This is a genomic window from Chryseobacterium sp. IT-36CA2, from assembly GCF_949767875.1.
Lineage (GTDB): Bacteria > Bacteroidota > Bacteroidia > Flavobacteriales > Weeksellaceae > Chryseobacterium.
The window spans coordinates 635,481-656,408 of record NZ_CATKPG010000021.1; the positions used below are offsets into that span (position 1 = coordinate 635,481).

A 20,928-nucleotide genomic window follows, 5' to 3' on the forward strand; every position below is an offset into this window, starting at 1 on the left:
ATTATCAGAAATGATGATGATGAACTTTAAAGAATTTCCTTCTCATTTTCCACTGTACTTTATTATTGGAAAGATTCCGGAAACTTCTGAAGAACGGATACAGTTTCTTGTAAAATTTGAAATAAATGAGGAAAAAATATCTCATTTTACCAGACTGGATAATAGGGCTTTGATTATTAACGATATTGAGGAATTAAATTGCCTTAATACTTTGATTGATGATAAAATTAAGGTGATTGGAATTTCTGGTAAAAGTCAAGAACTCAGACAGGATATTAGAGATATATTGGAAAAAGAAAAAAGATTTTTTGAATTCAGGTTAAAGATATATTTGAATACAAATAATAGAGAAATTATTCCGTATGATTATTTTGAACAACGGGTTGATTCTGATAATAACATATCAGAACCTACTGAAAAGGAAAAAGAAATTTCAGCAAAATATTATGATGAAAAAAGATCAAAAATAAATACAGTTGAAGAAGCCGTTAATTTTTTAATAAACGAAGAATTAAACGAAGAAAATATCAATGAAATCAAGAACAAGTCATTAGCAGAAAAATTTGACCAGCTGGGTGGATTTTTCGGCTTAGGAATGTATCTTCGGAATATATTTATTTATCCGAATAAAAATGAAGACTTCCTACAATATTTAAAGATCTATGACCCTCAATATATAGTTGACCGGGGAGAATTTGGAGAAGGTATTATTGATGATCTGTTGTGGAGAAAACTGAATCACTACCGGATAACAGATGAAAGCAAAAAGAAGATTGCTGATCTGAGAAAAGAACAATATGATGAAGATGCTTTTTGGTCTAACTATATAAAAGAACAATTATTTTCATACAATCTAGATGATGCAATGATCAGAGATTATCTAGAAATGGAAAATAAAATGGAAAATAATGATGAAGATTTTGAACACTATTATTATGAACAGAAAAGAATTCTGGCCGGAATATCCGATGAGGAAAAATCAGTCTATGATCAGATAAAACAGGATTATTTTACGATCAGGAATCTTATTGAACAATTAAAAAACAAACCATGAACGAAATAGAAAAGAAAAAAATAAGTAAATTTTTAAGCCTGATTTTACGTCATCAGCCAGAAAGTATTGGACTTATGCTGGATGAAAACGGTTGGGCAGATATTGAAGAGCTGAGAACGAAATCAGCCAAAAGAAGAATATATTTTACTCCCGAAGAATTAGATGAGGTAGTAGAAACCAACAATAAAAAACGTTTTGCTTTTAACGAAGACAAAACTATGATCAGGGCAAGTCAGGGACATTCTATTGATATAGATCTGGATTTGGAAGCCAAACAACCCCCTGAGTTTCTTTACCACGGAACAGCAGAAGCCAATATTTCTTCCATTTTAGAAAAAGGAATTGAAAAAAGAACCCGCCAGCATGTACACTTAAGTGCTGATAAAGAGACTGCTGCAAAGGTCGGAATGAGACACGGCAAACCTGTGATTTTGACCATCAGAACCGGAACAATGCATCAGGAAGGATTATCTTTCTATCAGTCTGCGAACGGAGTATGGCTGACAGATTTTGTAGATGCAAAATATATTTCAAAGTAAAATGAGCAGAACATTAGTCATAGGAGACATCCACGGAGGGTTTAAAGCTTTAAAACAGATTCTTGAAAGAGCAGTAGTCACAGAAAATGACCAACTGATTTTTCTAGGAGATTATGTAGACGGGTGGAGTGAGTCTTCACAAATTATACAGTTCTTAATCGAACTTTCCGAGAAGCAAAAATGTATTTTCATCAAAGGAAATCATGATGCATGGTGTGAAGACTGGCTGGCATTTGGACAAAATCCTGATGTATGGCTTTTTAATGGAGGAAAAAAAACGGTAGAAAGCTATGCGGGTTATTCTCTTGAAGACTTGGATATTCACCTCGAATTCTTTCAAAGGATGAAAAATTATCATATTGATGAGCAGAACAGGCTGTTTATTCATGCAGGATATGCTTCTATGCACGGTCCGGAAAAAGAAGTTTATTCAAGCAATTACCGCTGGGACAGAACCCTCTGGGAAACCGCTGTTGCAATGGATAAAAAACTGAATAAGAATTCCGAATTATATCCTAAAAGACTGCTTTTGTATAAAGAAATATTCATCGGGCATACTCCCACTATTGAAATTGGAATTAAAATACCGGCCAATAAAGCCAACATCTGGAATATGGATACGGGAGCTGCTTATACCGGATCTTTATCCATCATGGATATTGATACCAAACAATTCTGGCAAAGTGATCCACTTCCATCCTTGTACCCCAATGAAAATGGAAGAAATTAAAAGACGAGAGAAACAAACCTCACAGAGTTATAATACCTGTGAGATTTTTATTTTAAAACAATTTCACTTATTCGCCCTTTCACAAAAGATGATTAATTTTAAAGTCTGAAAATATGACTTCAATGAAACTGAAATATCTTTTATTCACCCTGAGTTCTACCTTGTTTCTAGCTCAAAAATCATTTCAGACCCCTTTTGAAAAAGGAAATGGCAACCAGACGGTTACCTATGATGAAATGAACAGCTACTATCAGGATCTGTCCAAAAATTTCAATACCATTCAATATCTTAAAAAAGGAGAAGATGACAACGGGAAACCAATTTATGTAGTAGTTTATAACCCTTTTCCTGAGAAAGATCTTGAGAAACTAAGAAAAGAGAAAGCTATTCTTTTCGTCAACAACGGCATTCATCCTGGAGAACCGGACGGAATAGATGCTACGATGATGATGATGAGGGACTTGGCGACTAAAAAGATTAAAACTCCACAAAATTTTATCATTGCCGCCATTTCTGCTTATAATGTCAGTGGAATGCTAAACAGAGGTTCCTATTCCAGAGCCAATCAAAATGGTCCGGAACAGTATGGTTTCAGAGGAAATGCAAGGAATTATGACCTAAACAGAGATTTTATCAAGACAGACTCTAAAAATGCCCGAAGCTTTCAGGAAATCTATCAATGGTTAAAACCGGATGTTTTCATTGACAACCATGTAAGCAACGGAGCAGATTATCAATATACATTCACCTATATTTCTACCTTTAAAGAACGTCTGGGAAATACCCTCGGAAATTATTTCTATAATGACTATCAGGCTAAAAACCTTGAGGATATGAAAAAACTTGGCTATGAAAGCACTCCTTATGTCAATATTCACGGAGATGTTCCCGAAGTAGGATTTGCTTCATTTGAAGACTCTCCAAGATATTCTACAGGATATATTTCCCTTTTCAACTCTTTAGGCACCGTCCCCGAAACTCATATGCTGAAGCCTTATGACAAAAGAGTAGATGCCACTTACAAATATATGTTAGTCAACCTGCAGAATTTAGATAAAGATTATCAAAAGATAAAGCAGCTCCGCATAGAAAACTTAAAGCAATACCAAGCCGGAAAGCAATACGGAATCCGTTGGAAAATAGACTCTACGAAATTTTCTACCATGGATTTTAAAGGATATGAAGGAAAATATAAACCCAGTGAAGTTTCAGGGAAACCAAGACTGTATTATGATAGAAACAAACCCTTTACAAAGAATATAAAACTGTTTACAACAGCAGTTCCTACAGGATATATTACCATTCCAAAGTTTTATGTGATTCCACAGTCGCAGTATCGTGTGATTGAAGAATTTAAAAGAAATAAAATTCAGATGAAACCGATACTGAAAGACAGTACGATAGCGGTAGAGTCCTATAAAATCAAAGATTTTAAAACCGTTAAAAACCCTTACGAAGGGCATTATCTGCATTTTGAAACTATGGTTGATACTTCCCATAAAAATATGACATTTGCTGCGGGAGACTATCTTATTTCTACCAACCAGAATGGTGTAAAATATATGATAGAAACCCTTGAACCTGAAGCATTAGACTCATTTTTCAACTGGAACTTTTTTGATGGGATTCTGGCTCAGAAAGAATATTATTCCGCCTATATTTTTGAAGATACGGCTGCAGAACTGTTGAAAAAAGACAAAAAACTGAAAGAAGCTTTTGAAGCAGCTAAAGCATCAGATAAAAAATTGTCTGAAGATGGAGATGCACAGTTAGACTGGGTATACAGACATTCTCCCTATTTTGAAGAAAAAACGTTCAGGCAATATCCTGTTTATAGAGTATTGTAAATTATTGATATTGAATAAATAAACTAAAAAAAGGCGTTTCAAAAAAACGCCTTTTAATTATCTTGGTAAGCCTCTTTTCAAGGCCATTTCTGCTCTTTTAACAGCCATCTTCTCTTTCCAATCCATATAACTGTTTTTGAAATTGGACTTCATAATGTCGTCAAATTTTCGCTGTACCGTAAGGTTCCACAGAGAATGTGCTTTTACTGCCCATGATTTGTCCCAGGCTCTTAAAGAAATAGAAAAACTTCCGTCCAGATATTTCATCCAGTGCCACCATCCGGTAGGCATAAACAAAGTATCTCCGTGCTCAAGGTAACATTCAATTCCTTCTACACCATCTAGTGCCGGGAATTTTGTGAAATCTGGATTTTCAATATCATAATCTTCCAGTGCATATGTTGCATAAGGAATCTGGTAAAGTCTTTCTCTCCACTTGTAATCAAAAAGAAGAATATGTTTTCTTCCGTTAAAGTGAGTGTGGAAGATATGAGCCATATCAATATCAAAGTGAAGGAACGTTACAGATCCTTTTCCACCAAAAAACATATTGGGATATTTATCCAGAAAGCCTCCCATTAATTTTTTAGGAGAAATATAATCTTCCAAAAGCTTAGGAGCATATTTTATGGGATCGAAAAGAAATATTCTGAGATCAGTAGGCTCTTTCTGTATAAGATCTATATAATCTCCAAACTTCATTTTTGCAGCAGCAGCATTAATGGGAGCAGAAGGATCTGCCTTTGAGCTGTCATATAGCGGAACTTCCACATCTCCTACAACCTCCTTCATATATTCCATCGTCCATTTTTGGTAAGCCGGCCAGTTTTTTGCCATATTCCTGATGACAACGGGCCTTCTTGGCTTCAGATATTTTTCGTAAAATTCTTCTTTTGAAATGTCTTCTACAACATCTATAGGCTTTAAAATAATTCCCATTTTATAAATTTTATGTTACAAAATTATTAAATATATATTTAGATAATCGTGTTTAATTTTTTTTTAATCTATGATTCAAATCAGATTTTACTATCTAGTCTAAATAAGGATATTAAAATTTTTTCTTCTGCTGAAAATTGTTGTTATTATACTCAATATGATAATGTTAATGCTGGTTTTGTTACAGAATTTTGAAAAATAAATGATGAAAAATTTTGAAGATTTTGTATGCCAAATATAATTTTTAAATGAAAGTAATCAACTGTATAATAAATGGCAATTTGAATGAAAATTAGTCTGAAGATAACATCCTTTTTAAAAAATAAATCAAGAGTAAAAAAAATATCACTATGTTTGTAGTGATATTGATTTAACTTTTATCTTTAAAATTCATCTTTATAAAAAGTGTAACAAAAAACGAGAATGATTAACTAATTGAGCAAATAATAGGTATGAAAAAAAATATTTCTTTATTTCTGATGCTTTTCTTTACTGTGCTTACTTTTGCACAGAAAACGGTATCAGGAAAGATCACTGATGATGACGGGGTTGCCATACCAAGTGCCAGTGTAACCATAGAAGAACCTGGCAAAGATGCTATTCTGGCTTACGGAATTACCAATTCTAAAGGAGAATATAAAGTAACTTTCACTTCCGCTGAAGCTAATGTGGATCTTAAAGTGAAAGCATTCAATCAGAAACCTCTTACAAGACAAATCAGCAATAGTGATCAGACCTTAAGTTTCAAAATGCAGTCTGAAGCCACTGAAATTAAAGAAGTACAGCTGAAAACCAAAATGATTACAGCAAGAGGTGATACCATTTCTTACGATCTTAAAGCATTCAACAGCAAAAATGACAGAACCCTTGCGGATGTTATGAAGAAGATCCCGGGAATTGAAGTAAATACAGACGGAACAATTCTTTATCAGGGAAATGCCATCAATAAATTCTATGTAAACGGAAAAGACCTTATGGAAGGTGGCTATGGAACGATCAACAACTCTCTTCCAAAGGATGCTGTACAGAAAGTAGAAGTTCTTGAGAATCACCAGCCGGTAAAAATTCTTCAGGATAAAGTGCCTTCAGATCAGGCAGCCATTAATATTAAGCTGAAAAACTCTGTTACCATGACGGGGAGAGGAGAAGTAGGAACAGGCTTCGGAGATCCATGGCTTTGGAATGTAAAACTGACCCCAATGTTTTTCGGACAGAAAAGCCAATGGGTAGTCAATTACAAAACCAATAATATGGGTGAACAGGTGGAGAATGAAGGGAATATTCTGGCTTTTGGTAATAGGTATGAAGGTAAGAGAATCAATGCTTCTCAAAATGACTGGCTGAATGTAGAAAATGCAAGCACACCTAATCTTCCGGTAAAAAGATATTTGATGAATAATGTCCATTATTTATCAGCCAACTACCTTACCAATATTGATAAGAAAAAAGAATGGGAACTTAAAGCTAACGCAAACTATACCAACAATGCAGTAGAAAGAGAGTCTTATAGTCAGACAGATTATTTTGGAGGAGCTTCTACTATTATAAAAACCTTGAATAAATTTTATACAGATAAAGCAAAAGGAGAATTAATATTTACAAAGAATGCCAAAAAAGGATTCTTTAAAAACACCACAAGCTTCTCTCAATATTGGAATGCAGATAGAGGAATTGTTGATAGAACAGATGCAAAAACCGGTATACTAAGAAACGCTAACGAAGGTGTTGAATCTCCTACAACATCATTCCAGAACTCATTGAGTACAATTATTCCATGGAAGGAAAAAATGGTAAATCTATTATCCTATGTAAGTTACCAAACAGATAGACAGACTTTGGAAGTGTCTCCGTCATCTTATTTGGATATCCCTGGATTTAAGCCGGTACCTGATACAGAGTTTGCTACACAGAGTTTAAGACTTAAAACTTTTGAAGCTAATCATTCTGCTAATATTGGTTTTTCTGCTAAAGGATGGACATTTACTCCTGAAGTTGGATTTAATTTTAAAAGTACGGGGCTGATGTCTGATTTGTCAAATGTGAAAGCAATTCCGTCTACCAATCCTGATAAAGATCCCAAATCAGAGGCATATAGTAATGATTTAAATTACACCATAGCTACACCATACGGAAGTTTAGGGATAAATTATAAAAGTGAATCATGGATGATCTATGCCAATCTTCCGGTAAACTCAAACAATATTAAAGCGGATGATCCATTAAGACTCGTTTCAAAATCTGTAAATAAAGTAACTTTTGAACCTAATATTTTTGCACAATATTCATTTGCTTCATTCTGGAAAGCATCCGTAAATGCTAATATTAATAATAATTTTGGAGAAATAAATACAGCATATTCAGGGTTCTTAATGACGTCACCTGAGGGAATTAGAGCAATGGATATTAACAATCCAATTCCTCAGAATAACAATAAATCTGCAGGAACAAGAATAGAATATAGAAATCCATTAAATAATTTATTCTTCAATGCTAATTACAGATATTCTGATGCAAAGAGAAACTTAATTTCAAATCCGGAGATCAACGGTGGGGGATATACCATAATGAAATATAAAGAGCAGGACAATCATGTATTAAGTAATGGATATAGTGTAGAGGTTGGAAAATATTTTCCAAAGTTTAAAACGAACGCATCACTTAGCTATAGCAACAATACAACAGAATCCGATGCCTTTTTGAATGATAAATCATATACCAATAAAAACAACGGCCAGTCATTTGGAATTAAATTTAATAATACCTATTTCAGCTGGATGAGCGTTGATTATAATGCAAGTCTTACCAGAACAAAACAAACAAGTGTTGGAGAATTAAACTCTAATGCTACGAGAACAGGTTTTACTCATAATCTAGGAGTTTTCTTCTATCCAATGGAAAATCATACTGTCGGATTTAATTGGGATCAGGTAAATACAAATGCAGCGGATCAAAAATATCATAATGGATTCTATGATATATCATATCAGTTTACTTGGGCTAAAAAGAAAATTGATTTTGAACTGAAATGGATGAACATCGCGAACAAAAAAGTTTTTGAAACGTATGATATTAATACTACGAATATTACATATACGAGATATCAGCTCCGCCCAAGCCAAGTCATGTTTACCGTAAAATTCAACTTTAAATAAAATAAAAACCAATCCATCCGGATTGGTTTTTTGTTGAGATATAATGATGTATTAAAATTAAAAACTTTGCTGGTCTGCTGAAGGCCCATAGCTTCCCGGCAAAGGAATATTGTTCAGTCTGTAATATACACCCAGTTGAGCTCTGTGATGGGTAATCTGGTTTAGAGCATGGCGGATTGCTCCGTATTTGCTCCAGCTTGCCAGTTCATGACCATCATTTTTAATCGTCCAGCTGGGATTGAGATCATCTTCAGTGCTGTTTTCCAATGCAGTTTTTGCTGACTGATAATCGTCTTCCAGTTTTTTCATAAGGTCATCTTTTGTAGAAAGAACGGTCGGTTTGTAATCGCCTTTAGCAAAATCCAGTTCAGAAGTTTTCAAAATAGTGTTAGGCCATTCAAAAACTTCCACAAGGTGGGTAGCAAGAGGCATCATTTTCATGCTTTTTTCATGAGGAGCGAAGTCATTTTTTCCTTCTGGGAACAGTTCAATAAATTTTTTTGTGGTTTGGAATTCTCCCTCCAGTTCGGATTTTAATTGAGATAACGTGTCCATAATATTTTGATTTTTATAAACTTAAAGGTAAGTGTTTTAAAAATGAAACTGTTTTAAGAGAATCATAATTTTTTTAATCTTCATATAATCTGGAGGAGATGAATATTTTTCTAAAAAATAAAATTTTAAAAAAAGTGTAACAAAAGAAGACATGTGATAACTAATTATATAAAACTTGAAATAATGAAAAAATTATTCTCCATATTTCTTATTGCTCTTTTTGCATTTGCAGGAGCTCAGGAATCAAAAGAAACCGCTAACCGTTTCTTTTATGAACTGACTTTTAAGCCGAAGAAAGACTCGGCAAAACTGGATAAAATTATCACCATTCTTGATATTACCCCCAAAAAATCAATCTATCAGGATTATACAATTCCAGCTCAGGATTCCATTATTAAAGTTGCAGTTGACGAAATGGAAAAAACAAAAAGCTGGAAGGATATAACGAAGCTTATTAAAATGCCTAAATTTTCATATAAGATTATTAAAACTTATCCTGAAATGAAGGAGAAGTATGTTGATAGAGTGAGTATGAATTTATTTGGTTATGATGATGATATTAAATTCAATTGGAACATTTTATCAGAAAAAGAAAAAGTAGGGGAATATAATACGCAGAAAGCAACTACAGAATTTGGAGGAAGAAAATGGACTGCCTGGTTTAGTACAGATATTCCTTTTCAAGATGGGCCATATAAATTTTACGGGCTTCCTGGGTTAATTGTTAAAATTGAAGATTCAGAGAAAAACTATTCTTGGAAACTAAGTGGAAATAAGAAGATTGAAAACTATGAAGAAATGTCCAATTCAGATAAGATCAATGCAAAGTATGGAGTTCCTCAAACTGTAACTCCTACAACAAAAGATAAGTTTGAAAAGGCTTATGCTAGCTTTAAACAAGATCCTATGGCTGAATTTCGTCAAAAAGTTACTCCAGAAATGATGAATATGAAAATGCCAGGATCTGATATAACAATTGGAGAAATGGCAAAAAAGCAAGAAAAAATGGCTAAAGATTTTTTCAGTGCTAATGATAATCCGATAGAAAAAGAACAAGCTTCTGACAAGAAGAAAAAATAAGCATTCATATCAACTAAATTATATTTTGAATCAACCCAGATACAGTAATGTGTTTGGGTTGATTTCTTTTATATCCAAACGTTATTTAGATTAAATTTAAATAGCGTATATTTGCAGGACTAAAAATTAGGCTTTGAGAGAGAAAGGATTACATAAATTAAGTGGATTCCCTAAAAATAGAATGGGGAAGATATTGGGATATGATAACGACCATCTTAAAATGCCCAATAAAATCATTGAAATGGGGCTCCTTCCGGAGACCGTTTTCAGAATTTTGTATCAGGCGCCTTTCAATGGGCCTATGTATGTGGAGTTTGGAGCTGAAAAAAGCCGGATTGCTCTTCGTGAGGAAGAAGGAGATTACATCATTGTTGAAGAATTGAATTAATGCAGGAAAACAAGAAAAAACAGATACTTTTAGTCGGAAATCCTAATGTAGGAAAGTCAACGGTTTTTAATACGCTTTGCAACAAAAAGCAGAAGACCGGAAACTATGCCGGCGTTACCGTTGCAAGCCATTCAGGGAATTATACTTATAAAAACGAAGAAGTGGAAGTGATTGACCTTCCAGGTTCTTACAGCGTATATCCGAGCTCAGAAGATGAGGCTATTTTTTCCAAATATCTTATCGATGAGCAGAAAAACTATGCGGGGGTTGTTTACATTCTTGAAGCATTAAGTTTAAAAAGAGGATTGCTTCTGTTTCAGCAGATTCAGGACCTTGGTATTCCAATGATTTTGATCGTCAATCAGATTGATCAGGCAGAAAGAAGAGGAATTACCATAGATATTCAAAAGTTTTCTGAAGCATTGGGCATTAAAATTATTCAGACCAATGCCAAAGAACATATAGGAATTGACGAAGTAAGGGAAGCGGTTTATAATAACGAGTTTGTAAAAACAAATACCCTTTCTTTTGAAACCCCTAACGAACACAGAGATTTTATTCAGAAACTGGCGGCACACAAAGGTTTCGACAATGAATATAAAGCCTGGATGAGCCTTTCACTGGGAACAGATCTTGGAAGAATTGGCTCTGTGATGGAACAACTAAACGAATCCGATTCTAAAAGTTTGGTTCCGAAAAGGTTACAGGTTCAGGAGACCGTTAGAAGATATCAGAATGTAGACAAGATACTGGCGGATGTCATTTCTAAAAAAGCCCAGTTCAAAGAATTGTTAACTGAAAAACTGGATAAAGTATTAGTTCATAAATTCTGGGGATATGTAGTCTTTTTACTCATTCTTCTGGTAATTTTCCAAAGTGTTTTCTTCCTTGCAGAATATCCAATGAACTGGATTGAAAGTTCCTTCTCATGGTTGGCAGCATTCACCAGCGAACATCTTCCCGAAGGACCCATTAATTCATTGATCTCAAACGGAATCGTTCCCGGAATAGGAGGTATCGTAGTTTTTGCCCCACAGATCGGAATTCTGTTGTATTTCCTTTATCTGTTAGAAGATTCGGGTTATATGGCGAGAGTTGTATTTCTGATGGACAGATTACTGCGTCCGTTCGGACTTAACGGAAAAAGTATCGTTCCGTTGGTTTCAGGAACTGCCTGTGCAATCCCCGCCGTAATCTCTACAAGAAATATTGAAAATGTAAAAGAAAGATTGCTGACCATATTGGTAACACCCTTTATGACGTGTTCTGCAAGACTTCCGGTATACAGTATTATCATCGGACTGATTATCTCAGAAGGAACATTTCTGGGAATAAAATACAAAGCACTGGTCTTGATGGGAATGTATCTCCTTGGTTTCCTGGTTGCTTTATTCTCAGCCGCAATCCTTAAAAGATTTATTAAAAGCAAAGGAAAAACATATCTGGTAATGGACCTTCCTACCTATAAAAAACCACTTTTCGGATATGATTTGAAAATGGTTTTAGGAAAAGTCTGGGACTTCATTACCGGGGCCGGAAAAATAATTTTCATCGTAAGTATCATCATCTGGTTCCTGAGCTATTTCGGGCCGAGCCAGAAAACAAATGAATTTGTAGCTGCAGACGTTCACCTGGATCATTCTTACCTTGCTAAAATGGGTAAAGGAATAGAACCTGTAATCGCTCCGCTTGGTTACGACTGGAAAATGGGTGTAGGAATCCTTACAAGTTTCGTAGCGAGAGAAGTTTTCGTGGGAACAATGTCTACCCTTTACAGTCTGGAAGATGATGCTCCGGAAGTAAAAGTAATTGATAAAATGAGAAGAGATGTAAAACCCAACGGAGAAAAAGTCTTCAGTTTTGCAACCGGAATTTCGGTTCTTCTTTTCTACGCATTTGCAATGCAGTGTGTTTCTACACTTGCAGTAGTCTACAGAGAAACCAAAAGCTGGAAATGGACCGGCTTTCAGGTAGTCATGATGACAGGTTTGGCATATTTTGTGTCGATGATAGTATACCAGATTTTAAAGTAATGGACTCATCATTAATTATTCAGTACGTACTTATTGCATTAATTGTAACATTCGCCTGTTATTCATTATTTAAAGTACTTAAAAAGAATTTCGCACCCAAGAAATTCAGCTCCAAAAGAACCAACTGCGACAAAGACTGCGGCTGTTCTTAATATTGCATTCATCGGATAATTGAAAAAAATGTAGTAAATTCATTTTTCTAACGAAAATTATTCGATTTGAATTTTTTAAAAGCAGGATTACCTGTATTATTTTCTTTATTTGCCCTTCAGGTAAAAGCACAGTCGGATACCGCAAATACCAAGTCTTATGCAGACCAGGTAATGATTCGTGTGAACCTTGATACCAATATTGAGAGTTATGTCTTTACAGAAGGAGAAGGCAAAAATGCCAATAAGACCGTCTTGTCCATCAATAATAAAACAAAAACATCCGTTTCAGTAGATTATAGAATCATAAGTGCAACATTGTCATTTGCTCCCAGATTTTTAGATGGAAATAATGATGACAATATGAAAGGGAAAAGTTCGTATACCGATTTCAGCTTCAGGTTTTTTCCCGGAAGAATCATCCAGAATCTATATTATAAAAATGTAAGAGGCTTTTATGTGGAAAATATGAAAGACCTTTTCCCACAGTGGGAGGAAGGAAGAGATCCATATCTTCAGTTTCCTGATCTTAGAGTGCAAAGTTTTGGAGGTTCTACGTCCTATATTCTCAATAAAAATTTTTCAGCAAGAACAATCTATACTCAGGGTGAATGGCAAAAGAAAAGCCGTGGAAGCTGGGTTCCTTTTGTAGATTATGATCTTACTATTTTCAGAAATACCATTGATGGAGTAAAAGACAAAGAAACCCAATACAATATTGGAGGTAATATCGGATATTTCTATAATTGGGTACTTGGGACAAAAGTAAATATCTCTCCCTACCTGGCTGTTGGAATTGGAGGAAAATTCTCTAGTTACAGGGATTTTGAAAATGGAGGAGTAAAAGAAAATGCGCAGTACGCTACTATAAGAATGCAGGGAGGTCTGCACGTAGGTTATAATACAGATCGTTTTTTGTTCGGGGGTAAAATGAATTTTAACGCCAATTCCTACGATCAGAAAAACAACCAGACCGTAGAGAATAATAACCTCTATGGCCTTTTATACATAGGATATCGTTTTGCACCACCGAAAGTTGTGAAAAATACCTATGATAAAATCCAAAAAAAGATTCCCATTCTATAAGTTGAAAGGTCTTTTAAGTATCTTTGCTCAGGAAAATTTAGAAAAACTATAAATTAAAAACATAATGTCGTTAATAAAATCTATTTCCGGAATTCGCGGAACCATTGGTGGGAAAGTAAATGATAACTTAACACCACTGGATGTGGTAAAATTCGCATCCGCATTCGGAACCTGGCTTCAGAATAATAAAAATAAAAAAGACCTTACCCTTATCATCGGAAGAGATGCCAGAATTTCTGGCCAAATGGTTTCTTCCCTGGTAACGGCTACTTTGCAGGGATTGGGAATCAATGTGGTAGACTTAGGGCTTTCTACAACGCCTACAGTAGAAGTAATGGTTCCTGAGCTTAATGCAGACGGAGGAATCATCCTTACCGCTTCTCACAACCCAAAACAATGGAATGCCCTTAAGTTATTAAACGAAAAAGGAGAATTCATCAGTGGTGAAAACGGAGCGGAAGTACTGGCTTTAGCAGAAAACGAAGACTTCAACTATGCAGAAGTAGATGATCTTGGAAAATACGAAACAAGAGACGATGCTTTTGATATCCATATTCAGCAGATCCTGGATCTGCCAATGGTAGATGTGGAAGCAATCAAAGCGAAAAACTTTAAAATTGTTCTTGATGCGGTAAATTCTACCGGAGGAATAGCTATTCCTATGCTTTTGGATAAATTAGGTTGTGAAACCATTAAATTATACTGTGAACCAACAGGTCACTTCCCACATAATCCTGAACCGTTGAAAGAACATTTGGGAGACATTTGTGAATTGGTGAAGAAAGAAAAAGCTGATTTAGGAGTGGTAGTAGATCCAGATGTAGACAGACTGGCTTTGATTGACGAAAAAGGCGAAATGTTCGGGGAAGAATACACCTTGGTGGCTGTTGCAGATTACCTGTTGAAAAATAAAAAAGGGGCTGCAATTTCCAACCTTTCTTCAAGCCGCGCATTGAGAGATGTAGCAAATGCCCACGATTCAGAATACTTTGCAAGTGCTGTAGGAGAAGTAAACGTTGTTACTTTGATGAAAGAGAAAAATGCAGTGATCGGAGGAGAAGGAAACGGAGGAATTATCTACCCTGAATTACACTACGGAAGAGACTCTTTAGTAGGTGTAGCCTTATTTTTAACGCATTTAGCCAAAGAAAATAAAACGGTTTCCGAATTAAGAGCAGGATATCCAAGCTATTTCATGGGTAAAAAGAAGATAGAACTTACACCGGAAATTGATGTAGATGCAATCTTAAGTAAAATGGAGCAGGAATATCAGAATGAAGACGTTTCTACAGTAGATGGTGTGAAAATAGACTTTGAAAACAATTGGGTTCACCTTAGAAAATCCAATACAGAGCCGATTATCAGAATTTATACTGAAGCGAAATCTCAGGAGGAAGCAGATCAGTTAGGAGATGATATCATTGCTAAAATCAAGAGTTTAATCTAAAAATAGACGAAGAACGGACACATTGTCCGTTCTTTTTTATATCAGGAATGTTTGAACATATCAAAAACAGGTTTCCCTTTCCTAAAGAAAAATGGAGGAAATTTCTGGCCAGCTTTGAACGTATGGAAGTTCCTGCCAAAACCTTGCTTTTAAAAGAAGATGAGGTTTCCTATAATGCCTATTATATTGAAAAGGGTATTGTCAGAGCATGGTATAACAATGATGGAAAAGACGTTACATTCCAGTTTTTTCTTGAAAATACAATGTTCTCATCCCTTGAAAGTTTTAAAAAAGGACTGCCAAGTATGGTGTCATTTGAGACCATAGAACCTTGTGTTTTATACAAAATCAACAAACCTGATGTAGAAGCTTTCCTGGAAGAAGTCTATGAAAATCCGGAGCTCAGAAGCCTCTTTATGGATGCCCTTTTCGAAAGAGTCTTCGACTATATGAAACACTTCTTTTCATTCATTAAAGATACTCCTCAGCAGCGATATCTGAATCTGGTTAAACAAAAACCGGAGATCATCAAAAGGGTTCCTCAGCATTATATTGCTTCCTATCTCGGAATTACAACGGTGCATCTCAGCAGAATCAAGAGCAAAATATTGAAAGAGAGGTTGGAATAGGCTGGAAGGTGGAAGCAGGAAGTTTAAAAAGATACTGTATAACTTCGAGATCATCTTAAACGCGAGGCCTGCAAAGAATAATAGGTATTGTTGAATACAATCGCAAAGGCGTTATCAGGGTTATAAACTTCGAGCTTCCATCTTCCAACTTCATTTCCTCAAACTGATAACAAATGTTATCGCTCCAAAACATTCATCCCTCATAATTTTGTATAAAAATTAAAAGAATGAAAGCAGCAATAATATTTGAAAAAGGAAGTATTCCTCAATACACAGATTTTCCGGATCCTGAAATACAGGAAAATGAATTTTTGGTTTCTGTAAAAGCAGCCTCTATTAAAAATCTGGACAGAGCCAGAGCAGGCGGAAATCATTATTCCACAGAAAATCAGGAACATCAGCCAACCATTATCGGAACAGATGGAGCGGGATATCTGGAAAATGGAAATAAAGTCTATTTTTTCAGCAAAAAAGGAACCGTATCCGAAAAAGCTGCTGCAGATAAGAAAATGATCATTCCAATCCCTGAAGAACTGGATTTTTCCCTAGCTGCTGCACTGCCCAATGCCGTTATGGGATCAGTAATGGCATTAAAATTCAGGGCTGGAATACAAAAGGGAAATACTATCCTGATTAACGGAGCAACGGGCATTACAGGCAGAATTGCCGTTCAGGTTGCCAGATTATACGGAGCTCAAAAGATTATCGTTACCGGAAGAAATGAAGACTCCCTGCAGTCTTTACTTGAGCTGGGGGCTGATGAGGCTGTTTCTCTCAAGCTTGATGACGATGATTTTAAGCAAAAAATAAAAGAAATTCACAAAGAAACCCCTATAGATATTGTTTTGGATTATATCTGGGGACATTCTGTAGAAATGATCTTGTCTGCTTTTAAAGGTGACGGTACCTTTTCTCACAAAACCCAACTGGTAAACGTAGGAGGAATGAGCGGAGATACCATCCAGTTGTCTTCACAGATTCTCAGAGGTACAGATATTCAGATTTCAGGATCGGGATTGGGTAGCTGGACGAAAGAGGAATCTGCATTTCTTTTTTCAGAAATCATTCCGGAAATGTTTCAGGCGGCTGTAGACGGAAAAATTACAATGGAAACTCAGGATGTTGATATAAAAAATATCGAAGCTGTGTGGAATACTGAGATACAAAGTGGAAAACGCCTTGTTATAAGAATTTAACCCCAATTTCCATTTTTTTATCCACAATCCTTTTATCGGTTTTCTTTTTTTACTATTTTTATAATAGAAATTAATGAAATGGAAAATTCAAAAAAAAGTTGCAACTTTGCATAAATATTTGAATATCAGTTTCAGATGTATTATTAACTAAACGTTTGCCGAGGTTTGTAAGCAAATTCAAGCGTTGGGCCGACAAAGAGGACACTATTGGAAGAGTATTTTGGAAATGAACTTGTAAAAAAGTTCGAGGAAATGATGGAAAACAATGACGAATTCTACTTCGATACCGAAGAGTTAGAAGACATCATCGTTTATTATTTGGAGCTTGGTGACTTTAATTACGCTGATATGGCGGTAAATTATGGTCTGAAGCTTCATCCCAATTCGTTGGATATTAAGATCAAAAGACTTGAAATCCTTCTGGAATGGGAAGAGTATAATACGGCGAAAGAACTTATTGACGAACTGAAAGGTGCTTCTATGGAGCATACAGACTTTTTGGTTTGCTACGCCAAGTATTATTCGAACTTAGGAAATCCCAGAAAATCCATTGAAATCTGCAAAAAAGCTTTGACATTAGAGGAAGAAGAAAACTTTCTCCACAACTTTATTGCGGATGAATATGTGAATCTCGGAGATCCTTTTAACGCTCTTAAACATTACAGAAAAGCACTGAAGGAAGATCCTACGGATGAATATTCGCTGGAAAACGCTATGGTGTGTTTCAGTGACCTGAATAAGAGTGAGGAGGCGATTGCCTTTCTTAATGAATATTTAGACGAATTCCCTTATTCTGAAACCGCTTGGTTTGAATACGGACAATTCTACTTCAACAGAAAAAATTATGATGAAGCCATAAGAGGATACGATTATCTGTTAGCAATCAACTCAAACTCTGTGGGAGTATATGCTAATAAATCGGCTTGTTATGAAGCTTTGGGACAATACCAGAAGGCGATCGAAACTTATGAGGAAATGCTGGAGCTGGAATATACAAAAGCATTTACTTTTTATAAGATCGGATTATGCAACAAGGCATTGAAACAGCCTATTTTAGCTTTAAATGCATTCCAGAAATCATTGAGAGAAGACCCTCAGTTTTATCTTGCCATGATGGAGCAGTCTTATCTTTACGAAGAAATGGGCGGAATGTCTGAAGCATTGCATTATGCCAAAGAAGCAACCCAATTGAATGAAAACAACCTTGACTATCAGAAAAGGCTTGCATTTTTATTCATTGATTCAGGGAAGTTTGAAGAAAGCCTTGCCTGTCTTAAAAAACTGGTAGATGCAGAGCCTTCAAGATTCTACAACTGGTATGCTTATTCAGAAGTTTTAATGTTGGTAGGAGAGTACGAAGATGCAGTCACTGTTTTGAATAGTGCCCTGAAAAAACATCACAGAGCTGAGCTTTTTTATCAGTTGAGCAATTGTTTTTACAACCTGAAAGATCAGGATAAAGGAATGGAATCACTTCAAAAGGCATTAGAACTTGATCCATCTTTAGCTAAGGATATGCAGAAAAAATATCCTTTCATTAAAGATGAGGTGAAAAAAGTAAAAGCCAGTAAAGTGAAGAAAAAGAACTAGAATAATCTAAAATAAAAGAAAAACCTGCTGAAACGCAGGTTTTTTTTATTGAAAATTGTATTCATAAACAAATTTATCCGGAGCGCTGCTGGTTGGGTTTCCATTGATATCTAGAGCTTGTCTGTCTTCTACAGAAGGATAACCGGCAGTATTAAATGTAGTTGTATACTTATGCGCACTGGTTCCGTTTCCGGTTCCTCCCCCGGCCGTAGTATTGGTGAACTCTCCTTTATAGCTGCTTAAGCTGTTCTTTATATTCGAAAATAACATGCTTACTCCATCGCTTTCATTCCCATTGAATATAATTTTGTCAAAACCTTTTACATTTTTAAAAGGATAGTTTTTATCCGTGTAGGTATAAGTCTCCTTCTCAGTATAATTAACCGTATTTCCATTAACTGTTCCTGTTCCTGAGCCTACGTTGCTCACCATATTTCCATTGTTGTAGGTGAATATACTATTGATGGTAGAAGAACCTGCTGTTCCCGAATTCGTTAGTCTTTTTACACTGATTTCAGTCGTACTGGTATAAGTATAGGTAAATGTAACTGTATTCTCTATCGCTCCGGTGGTAGAAAATTCCTTCGTAACCGCTGTTGCCATACGGCCATTGTTATATCCGTATTCAACAGTGCTTTCAAGAACATTATTTTCGTAATTTTTAATACCGGTCACATAATCATCAGTATAGGAGAATTCAATTCTCTGTCCATGATTAATATTGTTAATCATGCTGATAATTTTAGTCCCGTTATAATTGATCTTCATGACAATACCGTCCTTTGTCATTTTTGTAGGAAGAATGACGTTTTGAGCAGATGGATCACTATTATCAAAAGGAGTGTCATCAGAACTGTAGCATGAAACTGCAGATAAGGCTAAAATGCCAAAAAGTAAAGTTTTTTTCATAGTTATAAGTTAAATCACCCAAATATAATTTAATTTATAATATAATTTTACTTTTTCGGATTTGTTCTTAAAAATATGAGACCACCAATGATAATACCGGCTCCTATAAACTGTAAATACGTCAGTTTTTCACCGTCTAGAATTCCCCAAATAATAGCAACAATAGGCATTATTAAAGTAACTGTGGATGCAAAAAGGGGTGAGGAAACCTTCAGCAAACGATAATTCATTGTCATTGCAAGGCCGGTTCCGAAAACAGATAGGAGACTCACAAACATAAGCCCCATCAGGTTATCTTTTGAAAAGCTGAATTCCGAAAAGAATCCTGTACTTGTCAATGCTATAACGGACGGAAATAATAAAACAAATGAGAATACAAAAGCAGATAAGACTGTGGAGGAAACTTCCATAAGCTTTGATTTTACAGTTGTTGTACTCATTGCATAGCATAAAGTTGCCAATAACAGCAGCAAAATCGGAATCATTTTCAATTCTCCACTGTCACCACCACCAAAAGCCAGAATACAAACTCCTGTGAAGCTTATTAACGTCCCTATAATCTGTTTTCTGGTCGTTTCGAATTTCCATACCAAAGCCCCTACAATAATCACGAAAATAGGCATCATTGAATTGATAATCCCCGCAATGCTGCTGCTCACTTCAGTTTCTGCAATCGGAAACAGGAACATTGGGATAAAATTCCCTGTAAAAGCAGCCAGAATGAGCCACTTCAGGTGTTTTTTAGGGAAAAGCTTATAATTGGAAATAGCAACCGGAAGTAAAATAATCCCGGCAATAAGAACTCTTAAAGATCCTACCTGATACGGATTAAAATGCTCCAGAGACTTTTTGATCAAAATAAAAGATGATCCCCAGATAATACTCAGGATAATCAGAAGAACCCATTTTTCTTTATCTGCGTTCATTATTTTCGTGTAAGATTTTTAGAAACTCTTTTTTAGGAATCATTTTTGCACCGAGGCTTTCAAGATGCTCGGTATGTGATTGGCAGTCAATTAATTCAAATTTGTCTTTGTTGCTTTCTACAAAATGAATAAATCCTGCTTTGGAAGCATTGCTTACCTTAGCAAACATACTTTCTCCACAAAAAACATTCCCGATTTGTAACCCATAAAAGCCACCTACAAGCTCTCCTTCTTTCCACACTTCAATGCTTTTGGCAAGACCATATTCATGAAGCTGGATAAAAGAATCCATCAGTTCATCAGAAAGCCAGGTTCCTGACTGTCCTTTTCGGGTTGCCTGCTGACAATTTCTGATTACTTCCCTGAAATTTTGATTTTCTGAGAAAGTAAATACATTTTTGTTCAGTATCTTTCTCATAGATTTTGAAACCTTTAATTCTTCCGGAATCAAAACAAACCTTGGATCTGGGCACCACCAGAGAATTTCTTCTCCAGGATTGTACCAGGGAAAAATACCCAATTGGTAGGCAAACCAAATACGTTCTACAGACAGGTCGCCCCCAAAAGCAACTACTCCCTCATGCCCCTCATACAACTCAGGGTCGGGAAATGAAATCTCGTTTTCGTCTAATCGAACCATTTTTTAGAAAAAAAATCCCACTTCAAAAAGTAGGATTTA

Annotated in this window: 18 protein-coding genes; 13 read left to right on the forward strand and 5 right to left on the reverse strand. The window is 35.5% G+C overall.

Going from position 1 to position 20,928, the window contains the following annotated elements; translation table 11 throughout:
- Positions 1–19 precede the first annotated feature (19 nt).
- The 4 genes from ACM6F9_RS14410 (at position 20) to ACM6F9_RS14425 (ending at position 4,170) form a co-directional block, all read left to right on the forward strand.
- Entirely contained in the window at positions 20–1,054 is a 1,035-nt protein-coding gene (locus ACM6F9_RS14410; protein WP_414846347.1) for a hypothetical protein, read from the forward strand.
- The gene (locus ACM6F9_RS14415) at positions 1,051–1,593 is read left to right on the forward strand and encodes an RNA 2'-phosphotransferase (protein WP_414846348.1); all 543 of its coding nucleotides are present in this window, start codon (positions 1,051–1,053) and stop codon (positions 1,591–1,593) included. Before ACM6F9_RS14410 ends, ACM6F9_RS14415 begins: the two co-directional genes overlap by 4 nt.
- Position 1,594: 1 nt before the next feature.
- Positions 1,595–2,323: a metallophosphoesterase family protein gene (locus ACM6F9_RS14420; protein WP_414846349.1), complete on the forward strand. Its 729-nt coding sequence runs from the start codon at positions 1,595–1,597 to the stop codon at positions 2,321–2,323.
- A 122-nt stretch (positions 2,324–2,445) separates the two neighbouring features.
- Positions 2,446–4,170, forward strand: coding sequence for a hypothetical protein (locus ACM6F9_RS14425; protein WP_414846350.1), 1,725 nt, complete (start codon positions 2,446–2,448; stop codon positions 4,168–4,170).
- A gap of 57 nt (positions 4,171–4,227) precedes the next feature.
- Here ACM6F9_RS14425 and ACM6F9_RS14430 read toward each other — a convergent pair whose 3' ends face one another.
- Entirely contained in the window at positions 4,228–5,109 is an 882-nt protein-coding gene (locus ACM6F9_RS14430; RefSeq protein WP_414846351.1) for a cupin-like domain-containing protein, read from the reverse strand.
- A 452-nt stretch (positions 5,110–5,561) separates the two neighbouring features.
- On the opposite strand from ACM6F9_RS14430, the gene ACM6F9_RS14435 reads away from it, so the two are divergent.
- Entirely contained in the window at positions 5,562–8,261 is a 2,700-nt protein-coding gene (locus ACM6F9_RS14435) for a hypothetical protein (RefSeq protein ID WP_414846352.1), read from the forward strand.
- A gap of 57 nt (positions 8,262–8,318) precedes the next feature.
- Here ACM6F9_RS14435 and ACM6F9_RS14440 read toward each other — a convergent pair whose 3' ends face one another.
- On the reverse strand, positions 8,319–8,816 hold the full coding sequence (locus ACM6F9_RS14440; protein ID WP_414846353.1) for a DinB family protein: 498 nt from the start codon (positions 8,814–8,816) through the stop codon (positions 8,319–8,321).
- 183 nt (positions 8,817–8,999) lie between these two features.
- Here ACM6F9_RS14440 and ACM6F9_RS14445 point away from each other — a divergent pair, with 183 nt between their 5' ends.
- From ACM6F9_RS14445 to ACM6F9_RS14480, 8 genes are all read left to right on the forward strand, one after another.
- The gene (locus ACM6F9_RS14445; protein ID WP_414846354.1) at positions 9,000–9,896 is read left to right on the forward strand and encodes a GLPGLI family protein; all 897 of its coding nucleotides are present in this window, start codon (positions 9,000–9,002) and stop codon (positions 9,894–9,896) included.
- A gap of 133 nt (positions 9,897–10,029) precedes the next feature.
- Complete coding sequence (locus tag ACM6F9_RS14450; RefSeq protein ID WP_414846355.1) at positions 10,030–10,284, forward strand: FeoA family protein; 255 nt, start codon at positions 10,030–10,032, stop codon at positions 10,282–10,284.
- Positions 10,284–12,317: a ferrous iron transport protein B gene (gene feoB / locus ACM6F9_RS14455; protein WP_414846356.1), complete on the forward strand. Its 2,034-nt coding sequence runs from the start codon at positions 10,284–10,286 to the stop codon at positions 12,315–12,317. The genes ACM6F9_RS14450 and feoB overlap by 1 nt, the downstream gene beginning before the upstream one ends.
- Before the next feature lie 218 nt (positions 12,318–12,535).
- Positions 12,536–13,552, forward strand: a complete 1,017-nt coding sequence (locus tag ACM6F9_RS14460) for a DUF4421 family protein (protein WP_414846357.1) — start codon at positions 12,536–12,538, stop codon at positions 13,550–13,552.
- Between the two features lie 64 nt (positions 13,553–13,616).
- Positions 13,617–14,999: a phosphoglucosamine mutase gene (gene glmM / locus ACM6F9_RS14465; RefSeq protein WP_414846358.1), complete on the forward strand. Its 1,383-nt coding sequence runs from the start codon at positions 13,617–13,619 to the stop codon at positions 14,997–14,999.
- Positions 15,000–15,046: 47 nt separating this feature from the next.
- Positions 15,047–15,628 (forward strand): Crp/Fnr family transcriptional regulator, encoded by a 582-nt coding sequence (locus tag ACM6F9_RS14470; protein WP_414846359.1) that lies wholly within the window; start codon positions 15,047–15,049, stop codon positions 15,626–15,628.
- Positions 15,629–15,855: 227 nt separating this feature from the next.
- Positions 15,856–16,824 carry a quinone oxidoreductase family protein gene (locus ACM6F9_RS14475; protein WP_414846360.1) on the forward strand — a complete coding sequence of 323 codons (969 nt, stop codon included), beginning with the start codon at positions 15,856–15,858 and terminating at the stop codon, positions 16,822–16,824.
- Positions 16,825–17,031: 207 nt separating this feature from the next.
- Positions 17,032–18,414 (forward strand): tetratricopeptide repeat protein, encoded by a 1,383-nt coding sequence (locus ACM6F9_RS14480; RefSeq protein ID WP_414846361.1) that lies wholly within the window; start codon positions 17,032–17,034, stop codon positions 18,412–18,414.
- A gap of 45 nt (positions 18,415–18,459) precedes the next feature.
- Here the strand turns inward: ACM6F9_RS14480 and ACM6F9_RS14485 are convergent, their stop codons facing one another.
- Genes ACM6F9_RS14485 through aat form a run of 3 tightly spaced genes read right to left on the reverse strand, consistent with a single transcriptional unit; the run spans position 18,460 to position 20,889 of the window.
- Complete coding sequence (locus tag ACM6F9_RS14485) at positions 18,460–19,323, reverse strand: hypothetical protein (protein ID WP_414846362.1); 864 nt, start codon at positions 19,321–19,323, stop codon at positions 18,460–18,462.
- A gap of 47 nt (positions 19,324–19,370) precedes the next feature.
- Entirely contained in the window at positions 19,371–20,249 is an 879-nt protein-coding gene (locus tag ACM6F9_RS14490) for a DMT family transporter (protein WP_414846363.1), read from the reverse strand.
- The gene (gene aat, locus ACM6F9_RS14495; protein ID WP_414846364.1) at positions 20,236–20,889 is read right to left on the reverse strand and encodes a leucyl/phenylalanyl-tRNA--protein transferase; all 654 of its coding nucleotides are present in this window, start codon (positions 20,887–20,889) and stop codon (positions 20,236–20,238) included. Before aat ends, ACM6F9_RS14490 begins: the two co-directional genes overlap by 14 nt.
- Positions 20,890–20,928 lie beyond the last annotated feature (39 nt).